Here is a 23247-nt window from a genome sequence, read left to right as displayed (position 1 = left end):
AGCAAAGAAGTTAGGAGGGGGTCGGGCTGCCCGTAAAAGCCCGATTGGTTCAACTAATAATCAGCGGGGAGCTTCGCACCCCGCTGATTAAAGTTTCACTTTATCCGTTTTTCTTCGCCATGAAGAAAATACGCTCTGTTTGTTCTGTAACTTCAAGTCGCTCAAAATCACCTGTTACACGAAGCACTGTAAAACCTGCTTCTTCAAGCCATTTCGTTAACTCTTCCACTTGATATGCACGTTGCACGTGACATTCGTCAAACCGATGGTACACATCTTCTTCTGGATCTTGAACAAAGAATGTTAAATCATGCTCTACACTATTTGATTCTTCACCAGGGAAGCAATTCCAAATAAGAGATATTTCTTCTCCATTCACTGTATACGTTTCATTTTGAAATACATGATGTATTTTATATAAAGAATGTACATCAAATAAAAACAAGCCATCTTGGCGTAAATGGTGAAATACTCTTCTAAATGTTTCTTGCACTCCATCTTCTTGCAATACATAATTTAATGAATCACAAAAGATGGTTACACAATCAAACTCACCTGGAACATCAAGCTCTCGCATGTCTTGTTGATAAAAAGGAATAAAGTATCCCTCTGCTCCCAGTTTTTGCTGAGCGACTGTTAACATTTCTTCTGAAAGATCGACACCTATTAAATCGTAACCCTTTTGCACAAGCGGAAGGGTTACATTACCCGTACCGCATGCTACATCAAGAATTTTTGCCTCTTTCATATCTGCTTGCTGCAGGCTTTCCTCTGTGAATTCCACCCATTTATCATAAGGGACATCATTCATTAGTTCGTCGTACAACAATGCAAATTGTTCGTATTTCATTGGCCTAGCTCTTCTGTAATATCTTCACGTGGCACATCGCCCCATAGACGCTCTAAATTATAGTGATTACGCTCATCTTTATGGAATACATGAGCAACTACATCTCCAAGATCAACTAATACCCAACGTGCTTCGTCAAAACCTTCCATACGTTGTACGTCGATTTGGAACTCATGTGCTTTTGATTTAATTTCACGTGCAATTGCTTGCACTTGTTTATCTGAATTACCGTGACAAATAATGAAATAATCTGCAATTGGTGAAATACCTTGCATATTTAGGACAACCATATCTTCTGCTCTTTTATCATCAGCTGCTTTTGCCGCTAATACTAATAAATCTTTATCGTTCATTTACTCATTTCCTCCTTGATAACTGCATTGTATGTTTGGAATGTTAATGGATAAATCATCTGATTTTTTTCCATTAAAAATTGAATTGTTTTCTTTAACGCAAATAATAAAGCTTGATTTATATCCGTATATGCGAGTTTACGAGCCTCTTCCACACCTGGAAACTTTCGCCCTGGCTCAATGTAATCAGCTACATAAATCACTTTATCTAACATTGTCATGTTCTCATGACCACTTGTATGATATGTAATAGCTTGCAAAATTTCAGAATCCGTAATGCCTACCTCTTTTTCTACTAAGTATGCCCCAACAGGCGCATGCCACAACTCTTTATTATAGCAAAGTAAATCTTTCGGCAAATCTTCACGTTTAATAATCTCTTCCATCTCTGAAATCGCTCTACATTTCGCATAATCATGGAATATAGCTGCCATCTCTGCTTTTTTCTCGTCCACACCGTATAACTTAGCCAGCTCAATCGCTGTCTCCATTACACCAATTGTGTGTGTATAACGTTTTTCATGCATTTGTTGTTTAACAATATGAAGTGCATTCTCACGATTCATACAACCCATTCCTCTCGATATATACCTGTACTTTTTCAGGAAGTAAGTATTTACACGTTTTCTTCTCCTTATATCTCTCACGTAATAAGGATGAAGAAACTGCAAATTCCGGAATTTCCACTGTAGTAATCTGATACGGCGTATGCAATGTGTACCCAGGTCTCGCAACTCCAACAAACGTTACAAGATTAAGTAAAGCTTCAATGTTATACCACTTCGGTAAATACTCAACCATATCCCCACCAATAATAAAGTGAAACTGCACATCCGGATACTTCTTCGTCAATTGCAACATAGTGTCATACGTATAAGATGGGCCCTTCCTGCTTAACTCTTCTAAACAAATAGAAAAGTGTTCTTCTGCCTCAGTCGCGAGCTCTAACATATGTAAACGTCTTTCTATACTTGTAATATTACGTCCTTGTTTATGTGGCGGAATCTGGTTTGGCAAGAACCATACTTCTTCCAAATCCAAAGCGTGATATACTTCATTTGCAATTAGCAAATGTCCATAGTGAGGCGGATCAAATGTACCGCCAATGATGCCAATTTTCCTCAAAAGAAACGCCCCTTCCTTTTACATACAGCAACTCTCCTTGGTTAGGAATGAAGAGAGTTGCTATTAATAAAAGTTCAATTGGTTTCGCTCTCTACATCATTACGCATCAGCGATAAAAATAGCGCATGCTAATCTTTTTATCGAGGAAGCTTAATTTGTTTATTTTCTCTTGATTCTTTGTATAAAACGATTGTGCTTCCAATTACTTGAACGATTTCAGCACGTGCACCTTTTGCAAGTTCTTCCGCAACCTCACGGCGATCAAATTCACAGTTTTGTAATACACTTACTTTAAATAACTCACGAGCTTCTAAAGTATCTGCGATTTGTTTAATCATATTTTCATTTACTCCGCCTTTTCCTACTTGAAAAATTGGTGTTAAATGATGTGCTTGTGCACGTAAAAATCTTTTTTGTTTTCCTGTTAACATATATGTTAGCCTCCAAGCTTTTCTATAACTAATTGTTTCATTCTCCCGATATTCGGTACACTTCCTGTCCACATTTCAAATGCAAGTGCTCCTTGATACACAAACATATCAATACCATTTTGAATGATTGCACCTTGCTCTTTTGCCTCACATAAAATTTTCGTTTCAAATGGATTATAAATTATATCTGATACAATCGTTCCTTTTTTTAACGAACAAATTTGTAATGGCGTATGTTCGACGTGTGGATGCATACCTATTGTTGTCGTCTGAATGATAATATCATAATTCCCTTGTTCTTCTGTCGCTTTTTCTAACGACAAAGCAACAGAATTAACATCGGCCGTACGTGCAGCAATAAGTTCTTTCGCCTTATCTACTGTACGATTGGCTACATCAATCTCTTTTACACCTACATCAGCAAGAGAAAAATAAATAGCTCGGCTAGCACCACCTGCACCAAGTAACAAAATACGTTTCCCTTGAAGTGGTTCATGACTAATTGACTGCAACGCTCGAACAAAACCAATCCCATCTGTGTTGTAGCCAATTAACCTTCCATTCTTATGAACCACTGTATTTACTGCACCGATTTTCCTTGCCAATGGGTCAATCTCATCCAAATACTCCATAATAGCAACCTTGTGCGGAGTTGTTACATTAAATCCTGAAATACCTAATGCTTTTAAACCTCTTACTGCTTCCCCTAGCACTTCCTCTTCAACAAGAAACGCATGATAATGGGCATCCATATTCAAGTGTTCAAATGCATTGTTATGCATAACGGGTGATAATGAATGTCCAATTGGATTTCCGATTACACCATATAATTGTTTCATAAATCCCTCTCCATATTAAATTAAAGATTTACGTAGTGAAACACTTACTCCTTTTGGTACGTGTGCAACAATTTTTGCTCCTGGTTCGTTCACAGTAACCCATCCTAATCCAGAGAATACAACATCCGTTTTAGGTTCACGAATATTAAATTCGTATTTCACTAGCTCAGGCATATTTGCTAATTCTTCTGGCGTTGGTGGGCTTAGTAAATCCCCAGCATGATTTTTATATAATTCATCTGCTTTCTCAAGCTTTGTACGATGAATTGTTAAGCGATTCGAGAAGTGACAAGTAAACGCACGACGACCACCACTTACATAATCAAAACGTGCCAATCCACTAAAGAATAACGTTTGTTCTTCGTTTAATTGGAATACCATCGGCTTAATTTCTTTTGTTGGTGTAATAAGCTTTAAGCTTTGCTTTCCAACATAATGAGCCATTTGGTGGTGGTTAATAATACCTGGCGTATCATATAAAGAAGATTCTTCGTCTAATGGAATATCAATTAAATCAAGTGTTGTTCCTGGGAAATGAGATGTTGTAATTACATTTTCAGTCTCATCACTAAATTCTTTAATCATACGATTAATAAATGTCGATTTCCCTACATTCGTACATCCAACAACGTAAACATCTTTGCCGCCGCGATAATACTCAATAGCATCTGCTAGTTCAGCAATTCCTTGTCCCTTCGCTGCACTAATTAAAAAGACATCTTCTGGTTTTAATCCTAGTTGCTTTGCACTATAGCGCATCCAATGCTTTACTTTATCATGTTTTACTGACTTTGGAATTAAATCAGCTTTATTTCCAACAAGTAATACTTTATTATTTCCTACGAAACGATGTAAACCAGGTAACCAGCTACCATTAAAATCAAAAATATCTACAATTTTGACTACTAATGCATCTGATTTTCCAATTCCATTTAAAATGCGTAGGAAATCATCATCTGTTAACGATACATCTTGAATTTCATTGTAATGCTTCAAGCGAAAACAACGTTGACAAATAACTTGTTCTTTCTCTAAAGATGAGGTAGGAGCATACCCCACTTCGTTTTTATTTTCTGTTTGAATTTCTACACCGCAACCAATACATTTAATTGTTTCAGTCAAACTTTATTCCTCCCAGTTAATTAAACCTTTTTTCTTCATATTTTTCATAATTCTGCGTTCAATTTTTCGATTAAAGCGCGTCACTAATCCGTCCGTTTGTGCTACCGGTACAACTAAAATTGTATGAAGCCCTACTCGGTTTCCACCAAGCACGTCAGTCAGTAACTGATCTCCAATTACCACAACTTCCTCTGCCTGTAAACGCATCTCTTGTATCGCACGCTTAAACGCTCGAACAAATGGTTTACGTGCACTATGAATAAATGGAATGCCTAATGGGTCAGCAAAATCTTTTACACGTTGCTCATTATTATTTGAAACAACCGTTACTTGGATGCCGTGCTCTTTCATTTTCAAGAACCATTTTTCAAGTTGCGGGGTTGCATTTGGACGATCCCATTCAATTAAAGTGTTATCTAAATCAGTAATAACACCTTTAATCCCACGTTTTTTTAAATCTTCTGGTTGAACATGATATACATTTTTCACATATTCATTTGGTAAAAATAGTTTCAATTTCTTTCACCTCTTTGAGGATTTTTCATAAAATTTTTCGACAACATTTTTCGATATATAACCTGTGGATAAAATTGTACACATTTTCCACATTAATTTTTCAGTTAATTTGGAATTTACTAACAAACTATACACACTTTATCCACCTAGGTATGTGGATAACCACCCGTTTGTGACTGTCATATTTTTTTGGTACATTAAATGCATCAACGAATCAATCCTTATATTATTAGGAGGTGACTCACCTTGAAAACAAAACATATGGAACAGTTATCCACTGAGTTACTCACTGAGTCTTATTATAAAGCAAAAGAACTAAAATTAAATCCCGACTTCATTTTACTTATAAAACAAGAAATCATTAGACGCTCATTAGAGGACAAGCTTGTCAAATCTTCTTGATTACATATAAAGTGAAAGTTTAATTAGCCCGTACCAATCAAACAGTTACAGGATAAATTATTGGATGCCCTGTAAAAAGAGCCATCCTACGATGGCTCTCGAATAAACAAGTACTCCCATCTAGGGGATTTCATCATTAAGTATCTTTGCCCATAACTCTTACTTACGGTTATAAAAGCTTTTCTTTATTTATGAGCTAATCGAGTAGCTATTTTTTCACCAAGACGAAGCTCTTGTCCACTCTTTAATTCCTGCACTACTTCTATCATATCTTTTTCAAACAATAACACAACTGTTGAACCAAATGTAAAGTATGCCATTTCTTCACCTTTTTGAACAGTATCTCTCTCATGCAAAAGCTCGATACTATTAACAAACATGGCACCTACTTTTACAAGAGCCATATGCTCACCATCACTGCTTATTTCTGTAACAGAACGATAATTTTTTGACAGCGGTTCTTTCCCGTATTCCATACCAGCTGCATTTACCGGATATGATTTTCTACCGAGTACAAATCTTTCAGTCACAGAACCAGAAAGCGGACTATGAATGCGATGATAGTGACTTGGACTCAAATAAATTACCATATATGTACCGCCTGCATATCGCGTTGCACGTTCTTCATTACCTAGCATATCCACAATTGAATAGCGCTTTCCTTTAATATCAAATGTTTTTGTATCCTCAATAGGACCATGATCTGCAAAAACACCATCAACAGGACTAACGATACTCGATGCATCTGTATCAATACTACGCTTTCCTTCTTTTAGCTTACGCGTAAATAATTCATGCAATGTTCTATATTCCTTCAAGCCCTTTTCCATCTCATCTTGATTAATTTGAAAAACTTTCGCATACGATGGAATAATGATAGAGCTCAAACGAGATTGTGCAAATTTACGTAATATATAAGAAGTAAAGCGACCATTTGTAAGTTCTATCATAAGTCGATATAATGTACGTCGCAAATTGCGAAACCCCCTAATCAGTCTATAACTTTAGTTTTCCCTTCTTTTCTTTCTATATCATATGTAAAATTGGTTCTTATTCCCACATATCATATAAAGCAGCCTTATTATACATACAGAAAACTAAGTATGGTATTATTCTTAAATTATTTAGCACCTTCTAATATTACAGATAGAATCCGTCATTTTCAACAGTGAACATGTATTTCTTCTTAGCATAACGCGTTTTCTTTTCTTATTTACAATAAGAAAAGCAGCCCCTTTTAAAATATGGCTGCTTCTAATACACTTTACTCTTTCGCTTTTTTCTCTTTCTCTGCCCTTACAAACTCGTGGAACATCTTCATTAAAGCACGCTTTTCAATCCTTGATACGTAGCTTCTAGAAATACCAAGCGCCTTAGCGATTTCCCGCTGTGTTTTCTCCTTATCTAGCCCAAGTCCAAAACGTTTCACAATCACTTCTTTTTCTCTTTCGTCTAAAATATCGATATACTCTTTAATTTTTTCTAACTCCATACTAAGCTGAATCATATCAATTACATCTTCAGACTCTGATTTTAATATATCAATAAGCGATATTTCATTGCCCTCTTTATCTTGCCCAATCGGATCATGAAGTGAAACATCTTTTTTCGTTTTCTTTAGTACACGTAAATGCATCAAAATTTCATTTTCAATACAGCGTGCTGCATACGTCGCAAGCTTTGTTCCCTTTCCTGCAGAATAGCTCTCGATCGCTTTAATGAGCCCGATCGTACCAATTGAAATTAAATCTTCTGCATCTTCTCCTGTGTTCTCAAATTTTTTAACGATATGAGCTACAAGCCGTAAATTATGTTCAATCAAAAGATTTCTCGCTTGAGCATCACCTTGCTCCATTAACTCTAAGTACTTTCTCTCATCATCTGATGATAACGGCTGCGGGAACGCATTATTCTTTACATAAGAAACAAAGACAAACACTTCTCGAACCATATATCCAATTGCGGCGAATAGACTCAAACCTTTCACCTCCGCCAAAATAGTGGTCTTTATTATGTGTATGTAGGCGTGAGGTTGTTTGTGTCTGTACAGTTTATTTATAAAACTCAACACTTCTAACATTTAAAATATTTTATTGTTATATTATAATTAAAAGAAATTGTTATTTATATATGAATATGCTATTAAAGGGGACACTATTCATGATTACATTAGATCGATTATTAAATGTAACAATTTATTTAGGGGGATTTTTACTTTTCATTTCGTTCATTACTTTTGTTATTAAAAGAGGGCCTGATTTATTATTTTTTCAATTTGGAATTTCTTTATTTTTTGGAGCTCAAATTATAACTGGAATGAAATTTTTTCATAACTATGGTTTTTCCTTTCACTCAAAACTAGAACTACTTATCTTTATTCTCTATGTAATTGGAATTATTACATGTATACTATTTTTCTTTCACTTTCAAAATCCGTATCGAATTTTTTTATTAATTTGTAGTTGTTTATTTTTGACTGGATCCAATTATTACTTTAAAGAAACATTAAAGTTTAATAAAAAATTTCCAAAGCAACATAAAACCTTTTTAAATACACAAGAAGAAGACTCTTTTCCAAAAGAAGTTCGTAAATTTTCAGAAGACTACAATACTATAATAAAAAATGAGTTTTATGAAATACCCATGATTCCTACTGAATTACATATTACAAGCAAAACAGATTCTTCCCGTAGTACATCTTTCTTAGTTGAACTTCAAACTAACGAGAATGAAATTACCGATGACTCTGTACAATTAACTCAATCAGACCGTTTTTATGTAGTGTTAAATACACCAAAAACAAAAATAGCAAGGATAGTATATGAAGGGCAGAATTTTTTCACATTTACAGTCACACTAAAGGCTCTTAATTTACAGCAAGAACCGGAAATTCATAATATGTTTTTAGAAATAGATAAACGTAGAGCAATGAATCTTCTTAATTTTGAAATTAAAGCCCATACTAAAGAATGGAAAGTAACATTTAAAAACGATAGTTCTCATTCCGATCTTCCTATCACATTTACTTTTGAAAAACGAACAGGCAAATTATAAAAATAAAAAGAGTTATTTTTATATTCTTTGAAAAATAACTCTTTTTATTTTACTTACTCCAAATCTTTCTCCCAGTTTGAGCATCAATATAACGAATTTCCCGACTACAATCAAAAGGTTCTTTATGTTTTTCATCTGTCGTTTGTTTGTACAGTAGTTTGTACTGGGTTTCCTCTGCATCATGATCTAAAAACCATTCTAATTTAACTCGGATAGCCTCTCTGTATATTTCTAACGCTTTTTCTTTTGTTACTTTTGGTGTTGTTTCATATGTAAGTAATTCTTTTATAAAGTTGCCAGACTCTCCAGAGTAGTGCATCACAGCTCCATTTTCTGCATTGATGTTGATCATAATATATTTCCGCTCTACGTGAATGTCATTTACATAGATTGAAAAGGAAAACCTCTCTATCCCCTCTTCCTCCTCATAATTATCCCAAAGTTGAACATACTTTGTCGCATCTGGGATAATATGCTCTAAAAATTGAAGTGCCTTGCTTAAACATTGCTCTCTTGATAAGATTGTTTTCCTTTTTTTCTCATCCTTCCACATAAAAAAAGAAAGCAATTGATTTGTTTCTTTATCTAGAGTAATTACAACGAATTCATTATGTTTCAACATTGGAAAATGTTTTTTATAAAACTCATCCATTGAATATGAATCCTTCTCTTCTATTTCTTTTTGTAATTCTTCTTTTAATACAAATTTTATCCGGACTTCATCCTCATCTACTTTTTCATCTATTTTGACAAACTTCCCCTTGTCCCAATCAAATAAATCAAACACATCTTTTTTTTGACTACTCTTTAGCGGTTTATCAACAAGTACTGTAGAAGGTAATTTATAGTGTTCTGGCCCATATAAATCTTTACCTGTACTTGCATCAATAAACGCATGACTAGGCTCTGGTTCATATACAAGATGGTACCCTTTTACTTCTTCCCCGTTTTCATACTCACATGAAGAGTATGTTAAATCTACAAATACAAGTCTCATATCTTGTCTAGCTTTCAAATTTTCTAAAACGATATTCTCCCCAACAATTTCACTTGGCCATAACGTTTTTTTCTCTATGGCTTTTTGTCCATTGTAATGAAAATGCAAAACATTACCTGAAGGGTGCACTCGCACAACACACCCAGTATTCGGCAATGGATAGCTATTCACTTCTTGCATATAATTTACTTCTTTCCAACCGCGCCTGTCGTCCTTAACCGTTACATATGTATAGAATTCATATCCTTCTTTTGTATATTTTTTTAAGAATGTATTTGCAACCTCTCTTGCTTTATTCTCCTCTATCGCTCCCTTATCACTCGAAAAAGAATTTCCATCATCTATCCTAAATTCAATTAAATTACCAGTATGTCTATTTAATGTAATTTGTATCTGTTTCTCCTCATCACCTTTATGTCCCCACCATAATAGATGATACGGGTCATCAACCCCTTCTTGATCATCTACAACAAGCCTATATTCATCTGGAATTTCAATAATATGAGCTACGTGCTCTTTTCTTTCTTTATCTTTTTGATTCACCATACCCTCTCCTTCGTTACAATTTAAGGTAATTATAACAAAGAAAACCAAAACTTATTAACAAAAGAAGACTAGAGATATCTCTAGTCTTCTACTTCGTCTCACGATGTAACGTTACTCGCTTTAATCGTGGACAATATTTTTTTAATTCGATACGTTCTGGATTGTTTCGTTTATTTTTTTTAGAAATATAATTACGATCACCGCACTCCGTACAAGCTAATGTAATATTTACACGCATAGGTAATTCTCCTTTCTTTCAAAGATTGCAAACTAAAACGTAATGATTACGATTTATATATTATAAAACTTCATTCTATTTGTCAATTGCAAAAACAAGAAGATTCTATTTAGAATCCCCTTGTTTTTATAGTTAAATAAATTTTATTAAAACGATTCGTATGTAACAAACTCACTAATTGGCTTTCGATATCCTCTTGGACGAACTTTAGTCGTATCACTTTTCCCTATCGTAATCATTAAAACAGGTATTACATGCTCTGGCATATTTAATTCACTTTGTACTGCTTTTTCATCGAAACCAATCATTGGACATGTATCATAGCCATAATATTTAGCTGCGTACATAAAAGTCATCGCACTTAACGAAGCATTTCTAATCGCTTCATCCTCCATGAAACGCTCTCCTTTTCCTTCATATAAACCTTTCGTTTGCCTAATGGTATCTTCATATTCGCATTCATCAATCATTTTTAAAACTTTCATACCGAAGTAAATATTTTCAACATTTTGGTATGCTCTTTTATCACCACAAACGAGCACTACCGCTGATGCACTCGATACTTTATATTGACCGAACGCTAATTCTTTTAATCTTTCTTTTCGCTCTTGATCACGAATTACAACATAATGTGTGTGCTGCAAATTATAGCAAGATGGAGAAAGCTTAGTTAACTCAAATATTTTTTTAAAATCCTCATCAGGGATTTCTATACCTTGTATAAATTTCATTGCAGAACGTCTAGCAATTGCTAATTCTTCAAAGTTCACCATATATCCTCCTTAATAACTATAAATTTAAATATACATTAATTTATACAAATGGATAAATCAAATGAAAACACTTTAAATCCGAATAATAATTATGATTAACAGCAAAAAAGACAAAAAGCTGAAACAATTAGTTCATACGAAATTCACACGAATCTATTACTATAGAAATTGTACATAGTGAACTTATTAACAATCACGTTTATTTATATAGAATCTTACTCGAAAGGAGTTGAAAGTATGAAAACTAAATATCGCTTTATGATCTCATCATTTGCTGCTTGTGCTTATATGATTTGGTATTTAGTATAATAACAACCTCACTTGTAAATAGGAAAAGGTGTGTATATAAATGGAATATAATCAATCAACAGTTAACTACTGGAAAGCTTTTGTATTACCATATACATTTGCTTTAGAAGAGTTAAAAACTAAATTTGAAATTATGAACCGGGAAGCTCAATTTCTAGAGGATTACAACCCGTTTGAACATATAAAAACAAGACTAAAACAACCTGAAAGTATTATTAAAAAGCTAGAACGCAAAAGCTTATTACCAACAGTTGAAAACGCTCAAACACATTTACAAGATATTATTGGTATTCGTATTACATGTTGCTTCGTAGAAGATATTTATCATTTGAAAGAAGTCATTCAAAAACGCGAAGATATGGAAGTCATTGAAGTAAAAGATTATATCGCTAACCCAAAACGAAACGGATATAAAAGTTTACACATGATTATTAAATATCCTTTATCACTGAATTCTGGTACAAAAGATGTATTTGCAGAAATTCAGTTACGTACACTGGCAATGGACTTTTGGGCAAGTTTAGAACACAAACTTTATTATAAATATGAAGGGAAAATACCGGAGTATTTAAAAGATGAACTACATGATGCAGCAATGAAAGCTGAAGATCTTGATAATAAAATGGCCACAATTCGTCAAGATATTGATGATATTGAGGCATGCTCAAATCAAATTATGCTACCACTATAAAAAAAGGTTCTCGCCAATGAGAACCTTTTTTTATACCATTTTTTGGAGGTGTGACTCCCACACTTATTAAAGTTTCACGTTATTTTTTCTCTATCGTGCGAACCTCTTCAATCTTCCATTTCTCATCTTCTTTTCCAAGAGCGTACCGTACTTTCTTTTGAAGAGTGACACTATCGTCTACTTCCTTTTCTTTCGTTTCAACAATAACATACCCTACTTTACTAGCTTTCATATCTATATGTTCCAATTCAATCTTCTTATTTCCCTTTTGAAATGCGGCTTCTTTTTGTGTTTTTAAGTCTTCAGCACTAGGCATCTTCTTTGAAAATAACTCCATATGTTCTGCAAGATTTTTTTCATTTGTCGTTCGCACAAATGTAGTAATAACATCTTGAATAGATCTCTCTTCTTCTTTTGTTATTTGTACCTTTTCCTCAGATTTTTTAGTAGTAGATTTTTGTTCTACGTTATTCTCTTCTTGTTGACATCCAACTATTAATACTACAAATACTAGAAGGAATCTTAATTTTCTAAATAACTTCCCCATATTCCCAACTCCTAAAAAGAAAAGTGAGGCATTTCGCCTCACTTTCGCTCTTAATTAACGTCTTCCTTTATTCGGATCGCCGCCGCCAACAATATCAAAGACACGTTTCGCTATATTTGTATTCTCCTGAACGCCTGAGAATAAGTATTTACCTGGACCAAATGCATACACGTTCACATCTTCCCCTGTATGTCCACCAGTTGTCCAGCCTGTAACCGAGCGCTTATTGAAAATATCTTCAATTGCATTATCAATCTTTGTTACATCTTTTGACGGAGCTATATCATTTACAGCTTGAATTTCTTCTGGAGTTAATTGTAAATCAATATACTTTTTCAATGTTTCTTCTACATTTGCACCTTTTGCAATCTCATTTGCCATAAAGTCTGGTGTGCGTTTTGCAGCTTTAATTGGATCTACTTTAAAGTTATACTCGCCATTGGCACCTAAAGATAATCCACCTGTAGCGTGGTCTGCCGTTGCAACAACTAACGTATTTTTATCTTTTTTCGCAAACTCAATCGCTGCTTTGAAAGCTTTTTCGAAGTCTTCCATTTCACTCATTGCACCAACGATATCATTATCATGTCCAGCCCAGTCGATTTGACTTCCTTCCACCATTAAGAAGAAACCATTTTTATTTTTGTTCAAACGCTCAATTGCTGCATTAGTCATTTCTTCTAATGAAGGTGTTTTATCATTACGGTCAATCATTTTATCTAATCCACCTGGTGCAAATAAACCAAGAATTTGATCATTTTTATCATTTAACAATTGATCTCGATCCGTTACATAGCTATAACCAGATTTCTTAAACTCTTCTGTAAGATTACGATCTTTTCTAACAAAGTTCTTTACGCCGCCGCCAAGCATAACATCTACTTTATGCTTCCCTTTAATTTTCTCATCAAAATAATCATTTGCAATTGCGTCCATATTTTTACGGCTAATGTCATGCGCACCGAAAGCAGCTGGTGTTGCATGTGTAATTTCAGAAGTTGCAACAAGTCCCGTTGATTTCCCTTTTTCTTTCGCTTGCTCAAGAACCGTTTTCACTTCCGCTTTATCATTATCAACTGCAATTGCAGCATTATATGTTTTAATCCCTGCTGACATAGCTGTTGCTGCTGATGCAGAGTCTGTAATATTTTCATGCTCATCTTCTGGGTATGTTTTTTGTGTTCCTACAAGATGCTTATCAAATTCTGTAGATTCCATTTCAAAGGTTTTTGGATTATCTTTCATATAACGGTGAGCCGTCATATATGAAGGGCCCATACCATCCCCAATTAATACGATAACATTTTTAATCTTTGCATTGCTTCCGTTCTCATCTGCATTAACCTCACTAGAACGAGTAAAATTCCATGTTGCTACCGAAGTAACTGCTAATGATGCCACAACTGCAAATGGCCATGCTTTTTTCACAAACTTTTTCACTGTCTTGTCCCCCTAATTAGGTTATTCATTTCCCACTATCAAATTTAATGGAAGACTATTAAGAGAAAATTAGCTGTATGTAAATTTTTTGTTAACTTATGTAAATATCAGTTATAATTTGTATAACTTTGTCTCTTCGTATCAACTATCCTGCCCTTTACAATTTAAATATAAACAAGTTGGATTTCATTTAACGTAAATCTCTTTTTTTACATTTTGACTCTATGTTTATGAAAATAAATAGAAATGCGGTGAGCCTTTATGAAAATAGTAAAGCTAAATGAATCTTTTATTTTTGAATTACTTAATCTTTGCAAATCTGTTGGATGGTTACACGATGAAATTTTTATGAAAAAACAATTCGAAATGTATCTTTCTATCGGCACACTTGTAGGTTACATTCATGAAAACAAACTCATTGCGACTGGAGGAGTATTTCCCTTTACAAGTAACTTCACTTCCATTGGTATGTTAATCGTTCACCCTAATTTTCAAGGACGCGGAATCGGGCGCATGTTGCTAAATCATTGCTTGGAACAAATTCATCCAAAACAACCCATTGCACTTATTGCGACAAAAGCTGGCGAACCTCTATACACATCATGCGGATTTCAAACAGCAACAACGATTCATCGTTTTGAAAAGCAAACTATTAAGACGTCCCCTTCTCACTTACAACAAGTACAAGAAGAAGACCTTATATCTCTTACTTCTCTCGATCAAATTGCAACTGGTATGAATCGTTCTCTACTTTACTCTTTGCTATTACCAAGGGCCGTACACTCTTTTAAAATTGAAAGAAATAACTGTATAGAAGCTTTTTCATTATGCATACGAAAGGGCAATATATTATGTATCAATCCACTTATCGCCAAGCAAGAAGAAGATTCTATTCAATTATTAAAAAAGATATGTGAATGTTGGAATGGTATAGTACGAATTGATGTCCCACACTCACAATTTACATTTCGTCAATTTCTTCAAACAGAAAATTTCCAAGAAACGCTCCTTTCACCTCTTATGATAAAAAATGGTAGCCAACTTCCTGGAAATCGTAATATGCTATTTGCTATGATAGATACAGCGTTATGTTAGAAAGGAGACACCTAATTGAAGCGATTTAGCTATTTTATGGTAGGTTGTCTTACTCTTACACTATTAGTAGGATGTAGTGCAGCAGAAAAGCCAGTAGAACAAGTAAAGCAAGTTAAAAATACAATTACAGCGAAACTAGCTACCGAGGAAAAAATGGTAGAAATAGATGGTCAAACCATTTACTTTAAAAAGATTGGTAATGAAAAACCACCTTTACTTATGATTCATGGCTTTGGAGGGTCATCAGATGGTTTTCAAAAGATCTACTCCGATTTAGCAAAAGATCATACAATTATTTCTGTAGATGCTTTGGGATTCGGGCGCTCATCTAAGCCAATGGATTTTTATTATTCTTTTCCAACTCATGCAAATTTGTATTATAAATTAATGAAAAAACTAGGATATGATTCATTCGCAATACTGGGGCATTCCATGGGGGGAGAAATTTCTCTAAATTTAACATATTTATATCCTGAAGCAGTTACTCACCTTATTTTAACTGATGCTACAGGTGGCCCTCATACATTCGTTAATAAACAAGGCTCACCAAAACCACAATTGTCGACTGATTTAAATGCCGTTTCTTCTATTACAGATTATGATGAGAGCAAAGTGAAATTCAAACGTAATGATGAAGAACATTATAACAAAATGAAACTATGGCCTAGACGTCTTAAAATTAATGCGAATGAAATGAAACAGCCAACTTTAATTATATGGGGCAGAAATGATAGTAGCGTTTCTTGGAAAGAAGGAGAAACGTATCATCAATTCTTAAAAAATAGCACTTTACATATTATTGAAAAAGGTTATCATGCACCATTTCGCCAAGAACCACAAGAATTTGTCGGGTATGTACAAGACTTCTTTAAGAACAATCCGATCAAAATTGAAAAATAACATAAACGGGTATCTCATTGTGAGATACCCATTTTCATATATTAAGCAGCTTGCTTTTGGCGTTTTTGAGTTTTTGATCCTAATACTTTCGGGATAACGAAGCCATCCATTCCAAATTTCCCAGCGTTCATACCGGCAACAAGAACAAACATAGATAAGATAACCATCTCAGGGTTCACACCAATTGACCCACTAAACATATAGGAAAAGTTCATTACAAGACCAAAAAAGACCGCTGTTTTTGTTAAACAGCCTACAATTAAACCAATTCCGACTAAAATTTCTCCCCATGTTACAAGCGTATTAAACAAATCTACATTTGGAATTGCAAATTCTTGTAAGAATGATGCCCACCAAGATTGAACAGCCGGTTGTGCACCTTTAGATTTTTCAATTGCGCCTTGCAAATAACCTGTTGCATCGAATCCTTTTCCTTGTAGTTTACCGATTCCAGCCATTAACCATGTGTAACCAAGATATACTCGAATTACTGCTAATACAAAAGAAACTGCTTTGTTTTCTCTTAAAAATTGAATAACCATATCTTCCTCCTAAAGTTGTAATTAAGTTAGTTACAGTTAATATAATAACATTAGTTACTCATTTTTCAAACGTTAATTATGAATAATTCATGACATGTGTATGAAACATTAAAAACTAACGTTTATATAGTAACTTTTATTACCTGTAAAAACTTGAACATATCATACCACAGGTGATAATCATTTTCATTGAAAAAAATGCAAAAAAATTGTGAGTTAAATGTGAAACACGTTTATTCGAATATAGAATAAACGTGTTTCACACTAATTATAGAATCGAAATGTATGTGTCTCCTCATCAATTAAACTCGCTTCTTGAAACGCTTCTTCTAACGTTTTCCCATGGTTAATAACCCCATAAAATAAGCGTATAGTAAACATAAGTGCTGCATTTCCATCTACATAATCAATCGATCCCATATATGATTTTGCACCACTATGTAAAAAAGATTTTGCAAGTTTTTGCTCCCCTAATGTGCACCCGCTATTTACAATATGTGTATTATGCAATTTTGCATATTTATAAATTTCTGCTTTACCAAAATACCCTCTCGGTTCATCTTGTTCATATACTTCTTCGCCTAACTCTTCCATGACAAACTTCCCTTCTTCACCATGAAAGCAAAAAATAATATAATTAATATCGTTAAATAAGTTCTTTCCAGAAAGAACTTCCACAAAATCTTTCGGTCTACCAATCCAATATGTCACAACTCTTGCACCAAAATACTCAAGAGATGCTCGTATTGATTGCGCCTCTAAATCCGAATTAAAACCAACTACTAATGCAATATTCAACAAACAACCTCCATCCTATAATCAGCCCTTATCAATCAGACTTTTATGGGATAAATCCATTTCATATATACCTGTTTCTTTCAAAAAATCTGATCTAGTTAAAACGACTTTATGTAAATATTGCCTATATGCTGTAATTGTTCCATCGTGAGATACAATGCAAATTCTTTCCGCACCCAGTTCATAACACCAAAGAAGAAATTCATCTACTATTTGCTGAAAACTATTCTCTGAAATAGTGTTTATACCTTCCTTCCATAACTGATTATTTGAGCTTTTCTCTATCGAAAAATGCGGAAATAACTTTGTTATCATTCCCTGATCTACTATATAATCGCACGGTAATGTTTTCGCTCCTTCTCGATAAGGAAAAATACGTGGAGATACATATGGATGGACTATTTTTTGACAAGCTACTTTCGCACTCCATATTGTCGCCGTTTGTAAAGTTCTAAGTGTAGGACTAACAATTAATATATCCGCTTCTTGTAATGATACATCACGTTGAAGTAACTTAGCTTGAGCCTTTCCTACTCTCGTCAATGGTGGGTCAAACACTTGTAAACTTTCTGGTAAATCCGTTGTATGTTCACCTTCACCATGCCGAACAAAAACGATTTTCATATTCAGTCTCCTCTTACTATAAAATCCTCACACATATTTCTTCCCTATTGCATTCTTTATTCCTGCTGTATAAAAACCGATATGTAAAAAAGGTTTGACACGAAGGTTTGTAAAATATTACAATATTACATGTAAAATACTTTTTACACCGAAAGGAGAATTACATATATGAAATGGATAATTGTCTTTATTGGAATGATTGTATGGGGATATATAAACGGCTTCTTTAGTAGTGATAAAACTGCTAATCCTTGGATTGCAGATGATGAACGTGAAACAAAAATTAAACAAAAAGCAATTACGGCAAGCTGGTCCGGTGTTTTTATGTTTTGTACCATTAGCCTCTTAAATAAATGGTTAGGTTTAAGCACAAACGATAAATCACCGTACTTACCAGACCCTATCGCAGCTTTTTTAAAAGAAAATGTAGAGATACAAGTTTTACTCATGCTATTTGTTATGTATGGAATATTTTACTTACATTATCGAAGAAAATTAAGTGCCTAATTTCTAACTCATGATTATCCTCCTAAATGGTTATAGTAATCATGACAAAATGAAAGGAGAGATATAAACATGAGTAACTCGAATGAATTTTTAGATACACTACATGAAAAACAAGCAAAAGATGAACAAAATAGAAAGCGACAAGGGAACGGAAACCCAGCGAAAAAAAAGCCAAATAAAACACATAAATAACAATAAAAAACTGCCTAAAATGATTTTTTAGGCAGTTTTTTATTGTTATTTCACCGAGATAACATTTCCCCAATTCCATTTCTCATAATACCACGCTGGTACATCTATATTTTCAATCCACTTCTTTTCCTGTTTCCCATCTTTATGAGCAAGCCATACATCCGCTTTCTTACGGTCTGAACGTATCCAAATTAATTGATTACTCTTCTTCATGAAGATCGGGTGGTAATCCCCTTGCTTGTTCGTTTTCTTTGTGATTTGATGCTGTGCATTACTTGTACTATCGACCTCATATAAAGATGGTAGTGGCCTTTTTTCTGGTGGAGTTTCTATTCCTGCCTCTTTTGCTCGTGAAACGATAATTACTCTATCGTTCTTCCATACAAAATCCCAATCAACATATCCTTTCGGCGTAAATATGTTCTGCTGAAGTGCTGGCAATTCCTTTACTTTTAAATGTTTATTTTCTAATGTAACTCTTCCGCTCCCTTCAATATAAGCTAATATATTTTTTGATGGTGCCCATTGAAACCATTGTTCGTTTAATAACATTTGATCTACTTTTTCAAACCGACTTCCATCTGCACGAACTAAGCAAAGCGTATTACTATCAGCTGACCATGAAGCTGTCGGTACCGCTAAAAATGAAATCCACTTTTGATCTGGTGACCACTTAAAGCCACTTGCTACTAGCGCTAGAAAATCATCATGTTCATTTGGCAATGCATACAAATGCTTCATTTTGTGAGGATTCATATGTGCATCTTTTTGCACTTCATATAGCTGAGCCCCTGTCCATCCTGTTGGAAGTAAGTTCGCTTCAGAGGATACAAGAAAGTTCTTTCCATCAGGGTACCATGCATAATCCCCTACACCAGCCGATACATTTTCAAAATCTGCATTCTTTTTTTCTACATCAAATGTATTTAATGTACCTGTAAATATAAATGCAATTATATTTTCTGTTGGTGACCATTGATAATTCGATGCTTCTGAGTGAAACGGCGTAACTTTTTTTCCATCTTTCAGCCGATATAACTCAAGAATACTTTGTTTCTTCCCTTTTACATATGCTAGCCACTCCCCGTCATATGACCACTTCGGCCCTGTTATGTACTCTCCTTTTGTAATCTGTATTTCTTTCCCATCAACTTTAATCCAAAGGTTATGATGACGAATAAAAGCAACTTTCACACTATTATTTTCTGCACTAGTAATAGTGATAGAACATAAAAACATAAACAACACTACACTACCACTTACCATTAGCCTTTTCATACCATCACTCCATTTCCCTCATAGCATTCCTCACTTTCTTCCTACAATATGTGAAAAATATCGATTCGACATAATCAGAAAAAATTCCCCAAGAAATTTTCAATTCATAGAGGATTGGTATGAATTATGTCGAAAGTATAGTTTAGCCAACATTTATATTTATAAGTTCTAACTAAAATGTAAGATTACATTTCTGAATATTGGCACTTTTTTATTAGGGGGAGTATCAATGAAAAAAACTACATCTACACTATTAAGCATGGCGCTTGTCTTTTCTAGTTTTGGAGCTTTAAGCGCTCATGCTGAATCACTACAAAAGGAGAAGCAATTTAGTCCACAATTAAAAACAACGATTGAACAGTGGGGAGAACATAAAATTGCTCAAAATGTTGAAACGAAAACAACAAAAGAAATATCAGTAATTGTAGAATTGCAACATGCACCTCTCGCTGCTCAAAGTAATATTCAGCATGCTCCAGATTTACAAAATAGTAATGCGCAGTCTTATCATGCTGAGCTAAAAAAAGCACAAGAAGATACGACTAAGAAAATAAAAGAAAAAGCACCTGGTGCAAAAATTAAAGAAGTGTATAATACGTTATTTTCCGGATTCTCTATTTCAGTTCCTGGAGATCAAATTACCTCTCTTGCCTCTTTACCTGAAGTAAAAGCAGTCTATCCGAACTTAACATATAAATTGCATGAAACATCAAAAAGTACTACTAACGAAGAAGCACCAAATATCGGTGGACCGACAATTGGTGCACCTGACGCGTGGAATTTAAAAGATCCATCTGGCAAACCGCTTGATGGAAAAGGCATGAAAGTAGCCATTATCGACTCTGGCGTAGACTATACACACCCTGACTTAAAGGCAAATTATATCGGTGGATATGACACGGTTGATGAAGATAGCGATCCAATGGATGGTAACGTACATGGTACTCATGTAGCTGGAATTATTGCGGGTAATGGAAAAATTAAAGGCGTTGCTCCAAACGCTTCTATTCTAGCCTATCGTGTAATGAATGACGGTGGAACTGGTACAACAGATGATATTATCCAAGGGATTGAGCGAGCGATTCAAGATGGTGCGGATGTGTTAAACCTCTCCCTTGGGCAGGATTTAAATGTACCTGATCAGCCTGTAACATTAACGTTAGAACGAGCAGCGAAACTTGGTGTTACTACTGTCGTTTCAAATGGAAATGACGGACCAAAACCTTGGTCTGTTGATGCTCCCGGTAACGCAAGTAGTGTCATTTCTGTTGGAGCATCTACGGTTTCTATCCCGTTTCCAACATTCCAAGTAGCTGGTTCCAGCAAAACATATCAAGGGTTACCGTTATCAAAATCCGATTTTCCAATAGGAAATGATTCCCCTCTTGTATACGTTGGTTATGGCAATCCAAGTGATTATGCAAAACAAGATGTGAAAGGGAAATTCGCACTTATTTTACAAGGTACTTCTAGTACATTAGTAAAGGCAGAACAAGCGAAACAAGCTGGTGCACTTGGTGTGTTATTAATCTCTAGCGAAAAAGAAATTAATATGATGCCGGAATATTTTTCACGTGAACATCTAGCTGTCCCAGTAATGCAATTATCAAATACAAATGGGGAAGAATTAAAAACTTTAATTACAAAACGAAAGAAAAATATAAAAATTGGACAACCAAAGCAAACAGAACTTATCGGTAACTTTAGTTCAAGAGGACCATCACAAGGAAGTTGGCTAATAAAGCCTGATGTTGTTGCACCTAGAGTACAAATTACTAGTACAGTACCGCGAGGCGGCTATGAATCGCATAACGGAACAAGTATGGCTGCTCCGCAAGTAGCTGGAGCGGTTGCCCTCTTGCGTCAAATGCATCCTGATTGGACGACAGAACAATTGAAAGCGGCTCTTGCTAACAATGCAAAAACATTACATGATGTCAATGAAAATACATACCCTGTTATGGCACAAGGATCTGGTTTAATTAACATTCCGAAAGCAGCTCAAACAAATGTATTAGTAAAACCTAACAATGTCAGCTTTGGTCTTATTAAGCCAAATAGCGGAAAAGTAAAACTGACGCAAAATGTTACATTACAAAACCTTTCTAGTAAAAAGAAAAGTTTTTCAACTCGTGTGGAGTTACTAGATGCAAACACAAACACAAAAGTAAAAGCTTCTGTCCCTTCATCGATTAGCATTCAACCGAATAGTAGTACCGAAAAACCATTTACTATCACTGTAGATAGCTCACTACCACAAGGTGTGTATACTGGAAATGTATATGTAAAAGAACAAGGGGCAAAAGAAGAAATTCGAATTCCATTCACATTTAGTATCGAGCCTAAAGATTATAAACGTATCGATGGACTTGAAATTATTAATTCTACTTTTAGCCCAAATGGCGACCACGTACTAGATGATAATCTCATCAACTACTATTTAGTTGCGCCTGTGGATGATGTAACATTGCATGCAAATTTAGTTACGAAAGAACGTGTAACGTATCAAGGGATTATCCATCAAGCTAAAAATGCAACTCCTGGATACAAACCTTTCAAATGGAATGGTACAAAAGCAGATGGCACTCCTTTAGCTGACGGGCTATATCAAATCGAAGCAGTTGCTTCTAATTCTGGCGGAGAAACAAAACAAACAGCTACTGTATTTCTTGATCGAACTGCACCTAAGTTAACATACGAAGTTGACCAAGAAAATCTCGTAATTAGAGGAAAAGTTGATGATATTCTACTAGATTGGATGTCAGAATCTGGTTGGATAGCACCTGGTATTCCAGTGAGAATGCAATATGAAATTAACGGAAATGGTGTATGGGACCAGGCATTCCTGAACCCTTGGGAGAAAAGCTATGACATTTATTTCGACCGTACTCAATTACAAGAAGGAAAAAATACTATTCACATTGTAGCAACTGATGCAGCTGGCAATACCTCTAATTTAACTGTTAATTTAGAAGTGAAATAAAGTGAAACTTTAATCAGTAGAGATTTCGTTCATCCCCACTGATTATTACCCTTCACCAATCGGGAGTTACGGGCAGTTAATCTCCCATCTCACTT

At 34.7% G+C, this 23247-nt stretch carries 27 protein-coding genes; 8 read left to right on the top strand and 19 right to left on the bottom strand.

Annotated features, from left to right (window positions below; translation table 11 throughout):
• Positions 1–100: 100 nt before the first annotated feature.
• The 8 genes from N2V92_RS13230 to N2V92_RS13195 all read right to left on the bottom strand — a co-directional run bounded on the left by N2V92_RS13230 (position 101) and on the right by N2V92_RS13195 (position 5236).
• Positions 101–850 carry a class I SAM-dependent methyltransferase gene (locus tag N2V92_RS13230; RefSeq protein WP_000873064.1) on the bottom strand — a complete coding sequence of 250 codons (750 nt, stop codon included), beginning with the start codon at positions 848–850 and terminating at the stop codon, positions 101–103.
• Positions 847–1203, bottom strand: a complete 357-nt coding sequence (gene rsfS / locus N2V92_RS13225) for a ribosome silencing factor (RefSeq protein ID WP_000998173.1) — start codon at positions 1201–1203, stop codon at positions 847–849. Before rsfS ends, N2V92_RS13230 begins: the two co-directional genes overlap by 4 nt.
• Entirely contained in the window at positions 1200–1769 is a 570-nt protein-coding gene (yqeK, locus tag N2V92_RS13220; RefSeq protein ID WP_016077251.1) for a bis(5'-nucleosyl)-tetraphosphatase (symmetrical) YqeK, read from the bottom strand. Before yqeK ends, rsfS begins: the two co-directional genes overlap by 4 nt.
• On the bottom strand, positions 1759–2328 hold the full coding sequence (gene nadD, locus N2V92_RS13215; RefSeq protein WP_001226031.1) for a nicotinate-nucleotide adenylyltransferase: 570 nt from the start codon (positions 2326–2328) through the stop codon (positions 1759–1761). Before nadD ends, yqeK begins: the two co-directional genes overlap by 11 nt.
• 137 nt (positions 2329–2465) lie before the next feature.
• Complete coding sequence (gene yhbY / locus N2V92_RS13210) at positions 2466–2759, bottom strand: ribosome assembly RNA-binding protein YhbY (protein ID WP_000955224.1); 294 nt, start codon at positions 2757–2759, stop codon at positions 2466–2468.
• 5 nt (positions 2760–2764) lie between these two features.
• Positions 2765–3598 carry a shikimate dehydrogenase gene (gene aroE, locus N2V92_RS13205; RefSeq protein ID WP_000812105.1) on the bottom strand — a complete coding sequence of 278 codons (834 nt, stop codon included), beginning with the start codon at positions 3596–3598 and terminating at the stop codon, positions 2765–2767.
• 15 nt (positions 3599–3613) lie between these two features.
• The gene (gene yqeH, locus N2V92_RS13200; RefSeq protein WP_000140807.1) at positions 3614–4720 is read right to left on the bottom strand and encodes a ribosome biogenesis GTPase YqeH; all 1107 of its coding nucleotides are present in this window, start codon (positions 4718–4720) and stop codon (positions 3614–3616) included.
• A 3-nt stretch (positions 4721–4723) separates the two neighbouring features.
• Positions 4724–5236: a YqeG family HAD IIIA-type phosphatase gene (locus tag N2V92_RS13195; protein WP_000765316.1), complete on the bottom strand. Its 513-nt coding sequence runs from the start codon at positions 5234–5236 to the stop codon at positions 4724–4726.
• 246 nt (positions 5237–5482) lie between these two features.
• Here N2V92_RS13195 and N2V92_RS13190 point away from each other — a divergent pair, with 246 nt between their 5' ends.
• Positions 5483–5638, top strand: coding sequence for a sporulation histidine kinase inhibitor Sda (locus N2V92_RS13190; RefSeq protein ID WP_000850094.1), 156 nt, complete (start codon positions 5483–5485; stop codon positions 5636–5638).
• 185 nt (positions 5639–5823) lie between these two features.
• On the opposite strand, the gene N2V92_RS13185 is transcribed toward N2V92_RS13190, so the two are convergent.
• Positions 5824–6612, bottom strand: coding sequence for a phosphatidylserine decarboxylase (locus N2V92_RS13185; RefSeq protein ID WP_001254999.1), 789 nt, complete (start codon positions 6610–6612; stop codon positions 5824–5826).
• A gap of 290 nt (positions 6613–6902) precedes the next feature.
• Complete coding sequence (gene sigK, locus N2V92_RS13180; RefSeq protein ID WP_000051382.1) at positions 6903–7616, bottom strand: RNA polymerase sporulation sigma factor SigK; 714 nt, start codon at positions 7614–7616, stop codon at positions 6903–6905.
• Positions 7617–7798: 182 nt separating this feature from the next.
• Between sigK and N2V92_RS13175 the strand changes: the two genes are divergently transcribed.
• Positions 7799–8692, top strand: a complete 894-nt coding sequence (locus tag N2V92_RS13175) for a hypothetical protein (protein ID WP_000631114.1) — start codon at positions 7799–7801, stop codon at positions 8690–8692.
• 49 nt (positions 8693–8741) lie between these two features.
• On the opposite strand, the gene N2V92_RS13170 is transcribed toward N2V92_RS13175, so the two are convergent.
• The 3 genes from N2V92_RS13170 to N2V92_RS13160 all read right to left on the bottom strand — a co-directional run bounded on the left by N2V92_RS13170 (position 8742) and on the right by N2V92_RS13160 (position 11246).
• Entirely contained in the window at positions 8742–10235 is a 1494-nt protein-coding gene (locus N2V92_RS13170) for a YcdB/YcdC domain-containing protein (protein WP_003280061.1), read from the bottom strand.
• An 88-nt stretch (positions 10236–10323) separates the two neighbouring features.
• Complete coding sequence (gene rpmG, locus N2V92_RS13165) at positions 10324–10473, bottom strand: 50S ribosomal protein L33 (RefSeq protein ID WP_001265617.1); 150 nt, start codon at positions 10471–10473, stop codon at positions 10324–10326.
• A gap of 146 nt (positions 10474–10619) precedes the next feature.
• Positions 10620–11246, bottom strand: coding sequence for a nitroreductase family protein (locus tag N2V92_RS13160; protein WP_000245980.1), 627 nt, complete (start codon positions 11244–11246; stop codon positions 10620–10622).
• Between the two features lie 349 nt (positions 11247–11595).
• Here N2V92_RS13160 and N2V92_RS13155 point away from each other — a divergent pair, with 349 nt between their 5' ends.
• A complete protein-coding gene (locus tag N2V92_RS13155) occupies positions 11596–12246 on the top strand; it encodes a GTP pyrophosphokinase (RefSeq protein WP_000456230.1) in 651 nt (216 codons plus the stop codon).
• Positions 12247–12325: 79 nt separating this feature from the next.
• Here the strand turns inward: N2V92_RS13155 and N2V92_RS13150 are convergent, their stop codons facing one another.
• Positions 12326–12793: a hypothetical protein gene (locus N2V92_RS13150; protein ID WP_000517093.1), complete on the bottom strand. Its 468-nt coding sequence runs from the start codon at positions 12791–12793 to the stop codon at positions 12326–12328.
• A 54-nt stretch (positions 12794–12847) separates the two neighbouring features.
• Positions 12848–14233, bottom strand: a complete 1386-nt coding sequence (locus tag N2V92_RS13145) for an alkaline phosphatase (RefSeq protein ID WP_000714908.1) — start codon at positions 14231–14233, stop codon at positions 12848–12850.
• A 261-nt stretch (positions 14234–14494) separates the two neighbouring features.
• On the opposite strand from N2V92_RS13145, the gene N2V92_RS13140 reads away from it, so the two are divergent.
• Positions 14495–15328: a GNAT family N-acetyltransferase gene (locus N2V92_RS13140; protein ID WP_000706699.1), complete on the top strand. Its 834-nt coding sequence runs from the start codon at positions 14495–14497 to the stop codon at positions 15326–15328.
• A 15-nt stretch (positions 15329–15343) separates the two neighbouring features.
• Entirely contained in the window at positions 15344–16228 is an 885-nt protein-coding gene (locus N2V92_RS13135; RefSeq protein WP_000819811.1) for an alpha/beta fold hydrolase, read from the top strand.
• Positions 16229–16269: 41 nt separating this feature from the next.
• Here N2V92_RS13135 and N2V92_RS13130 read toward each other — a convergent pair whose 3' ends face one another.
• The 3 genes from N2V92_RS13130 to N2V92_RS13120 form a co-directional block, all read right to left on the bottom strand.
• Positions 16270–16770 (bottom strand): DoxX family protein, encoded by a 501-nt coding sequence (locus tag N2V92_RS13130; protein WP_000236608.1) that lies wholly within the window; start codon positions 16768–16770, stop codon positions 16270–16272.
• Positions 16771–17034: 264 nt separating this feature from the next.
• Positions 17035–17571, bottom strand: coding sequence for a hypothetical protein (locus tag N2V92_RS13125; protein ID WP_014894881.1), 537 nt, complete (start codon positions 17569–17571; stop codon positions 17035–17037).
• An 18-nt stretch (positions 17572–17589) separates the two neighbouring features.
• Complete coding sequence (locus N2V92_RS13120; RefSeq protein WP_000706247.1) at positions 17590–18192, bottom strand: histidine phosphatase family protein; 603 nt, start codon at positions 18190–18192, stop codon at positions 17590–17592.
• A gap of 168 nt (positions 18193–18360) precedes the next feature.
• On the opposite strand from N2V92_RS13120, the gene N2V92_RS13115 reads away from it, so the two are divergent.
• Both N2V92_RS13115 and N2V92_RS13110 read left to right on the top strand, forming a co-directional pair.
• On the top strand, positions 18361–18699 hold the full coding sequence (locus N2V92_RS13115) for a hypothetical protein (RefSeq protein ID WP_000871144.1): 339 nt from the start codon (positions 18361–18363) through the stop codon (positions 18697–18699).
• 69 nt (positions 18700–18768) lie between these two features.
• Positions 18769–18891 carry a DUF4023 domain-containing protein gene (locus tag N2V92_RS13110; protein ID WP_000071866.1) on the top strand — a complete coding sequence of 41 codons (123 nt, stop codon included), beginning with the start codon at positions 18769–18771 and terminating at the stop codon, positions 18889–18891.
• A 45-nt stretch (positions 18892–18936) separates the two neighbouring features.
• On the opposite strand, the gene N2V92_RS13105 is transcribed toward N2V92_RS13110, so the two are convergent.
• Positions 18937–20169, bottom strand: a complete 1233-nt coding sequence (locus N2V92_RS13105; protein ID WP_000826290.1) for a TolB family protein — start codon at positions 20167–20169, stop codon at positions 18937–18939.
• 229 nt (positions 20170–20398) lie between these two features.
• On the opposite strand from N2V92_RS13105, the gene N2V92_RS13100 reads away from it, so the two are divergent.
• Positions 20399–23152, top strand: a complete 2754-nt coding sequence (locus tag N2V92_RS13100) for a S8 family peptidase (protein ID WP_170264795.1) — start codon at positions 20399–20401, stop codon at positions 23150–23152.
• Positions 23153–23247 lie beyond the last annotated feature (95 nt).

The organism is Bacillus sp. CH_48 (assembly GCF_038008465.1).
Classification (GTDB): Bacteria; Bacillota; Bacilli; order Bacillales; family Bacillaceae_G; genus Bacillus_A; species Bacillus_A thuringiensis_S.
This window is presented reverse-complemented; position numbering and strand designations above follow the sequence as displayed.

What these genes read in the sequence shown, in the direction of transcription:
- aroE (WP_000812105.1), bottom strand. Translation starts at nt 3,598, where the DNA reads ATGAAACAATTATATGGTGTAATCGGAAATCCAATTGGACATTCATTA.
- rpmG (WP_001265617.1), bottom strand. Translation starts at nt 10,473, where the DNA reads ATGCGTGTAAATATTACATTAGCTTGTACGGAGTGCGGTGATCGTAAT.
- N2V92_RS13170 (WP_003280061.1), bottom strand. Translation starts at nt 10,235, where the DNA reads ATGGTGAATCAAAAAGATAAAGAAAGAAAAGAGCACGTAGCTCATATT.
- N2V92_RS13130 (WP_000236608.1), bottom strand. Translation starts at nt 16,770, where the DNA reads ATGGTTATTCAATTTTTAAGAGAAAACAAAGCAGTTTCTTTTGTATTA.
- N2V92_RS13155 (WP_000456230.1), top strand. Translation starts at nt 11,596, where the DNA reads ATGGAATATAATCAATCAACAGTTAACTACTGGAAAGCTTTTGTATTA.
- N2V92_RS13175 (WP_000631114.1), top strand. Translation starts at nt 7,799, where the DNA reads ATGATTACATTAGATCGATTATTAAATGTAACAATTTATTTAGGGGGA.
- yqeK (WP_016077251.1), bottom strand. Translation starts at nt 1,769, where the DNA reads ATGAATCGTGAGAATGCACTTCATATTGTTAAACAACAAATGCATGAA.
- N2V92_RS13110 (WP_000071866.1), top strand. Translation starts at nt 18,769, where the DNA reads ATGAGTAACTCGAATGAATTTTTAGATACACTACATGAAAAACAAGCA.
- N2V92_RS13105 (WP_000826290.1), bottom strand. Translation starts at nt 20,169, where the DNA reads ATGAAAAGGCTAATGGTAAGTGGTAGTGTAGTGTTGTTTATGTTTTTA.
- N2V92_RS13140 (WP_000706699.1), top strand. Translation starts at nt 14,495, where the DNA reads ATGAAAATAGTAAAGCTAAATGAATCTTTTATTTTTGAATTACTTAAT.
- N2V92_RS13160 (WP_000245980.1), bottom strand. Translation starts at nt 11,246, where the DNA reads ATGGTGAACTTTGAAGAATTAGCAATTGCTAGACGTTCTGCAATGAAA.
- N2V92_RS13230 (WP_000873064.1), bottom strand. Translation starts at nt 850, where the DNA reads ATGAAATACGAACAATTTGCATTGTTGTACGACGAACTAATGAATGAT.
- rsfS (WP_000998173.1), bottom strand. Translation starts at nt 1,203, where the DNA reads ATGAACGATAAAGATTTATTAGTATTAGCGGCAAAAGCAGCTGATGAT.
- N2V92_RS13120 (WP_000706247.1), bottom strand. Translation starts at nt 18,192, where the DNA reads ATGAAAATCGTTTTTGTTCGGCATGGTGAAGGTGAACATACAACGGAT.
- N2V92_RS13115 (WP_000871144.1), top strand. Translation starts at nt 18,361, where the DNA reads ATGAAATGGATAATTGTCTTTATTGGAATGATTGTATGGGGATATATA.
- N2V92_RS13150 (WP_000517093.1), bottom strand. Translation starts at nt 12,793, where the DNA reads ATGGGGAAGTTATTTAGAAAATTAAGATTCCTTCTAGTATTTGTAGTA.
- N2V92_RS13100 (WP_170264795.1), top strand. Translation starts at nt 20,399, where the DNA reads ATGAAAAAAACTACATCTACACTATTAAGCATGGCGCTTGTCTTTTCT.
- yhbY (WP_000955224.1), bottom strand. Translation starts at nt 2,759, where the DNA reads ATGTTAACAGGAAAACAAAAAAGATTTTTACGTGCACAAGCACATCAT.